This window comes from Oleiphilus sp. HI0079, assembly GCF_001635105.1.
In genome coordinates, this window is sequence record NZ_LWFT01001368.1 from 1 (window position 1) to 646 (window position 646).

The following is a 646-nucleotide window of genomic DNA, read 5'->3' on the forward strand; positions in this document are numbered from 1 at the left end:
TCCCAATTCTCGAACTCGGCACCAGTGCAAAAATGTTGTCGATTGTGCCCTTGATGGCAGGTGGCGGTTTGTTTGAAACAGGCGCTGGTGGTTCTGCACCGAAGCACGTCCAACAATTTAACGAAGAGAATCACTTGCGCTGGGACTCGCTTGGCGAATTTCTAGCGATTGCTGTCTCTTTGGAAGACTTGGGTGAGAAAACAGATAATCCTCATGCGAAGATCTTAGCCAAAACCTTAGATAAAGCGACCGAAGTTTTCCTCGAGGAAAATAAGTCACCTTCACGAAAAGTGGGTGAGGTCGATAATCGCGGCAGCCACTTTTATCTGGCACTTTATTGGGCCGATGCACTGGCCACGCAGGATGAAGACCCTGCATTGAAAGCTAAGTTTACTGCGCTGGCCAAAGAGTTGCGTGATAACGAGGAAACAATCATCGGCGAGATGCTTGCTTCACAAGGGCAACCAGTCGACGTAGGTGGTTATTATCACCCTAATCAGGAGCTGGTTAGCTCTGCAATGCGCCCAAGTGCAACCTTGAATAAGATCATCGACTCTTTTAAGTAAAGGTAGATCTATTTGGCCGGGTAAGAGCGTTTGCATTTTTCCCGGCCAGTTCTTTTTATTCTTTCTCTTCGTGTTTTAAA

1 protein-coding gene is annotated in these 646 nt (G+C 47.1%); it reads left to right on the forward strand.

Features of this window, described 5'->3' with window-relative positions:
- Nucleotides 1-566, forward strand: a 566-nt coding sequence (locus A3750_RS23595; protein ID WP_197475273.1) for an NADP-dependent isocitrate dehydrogenase, incomplete at its 5' end; no start/stop codon positions are given.
- Between the last annotated feature and the right edge of the window lie 80 nt (nucleotides 567-646).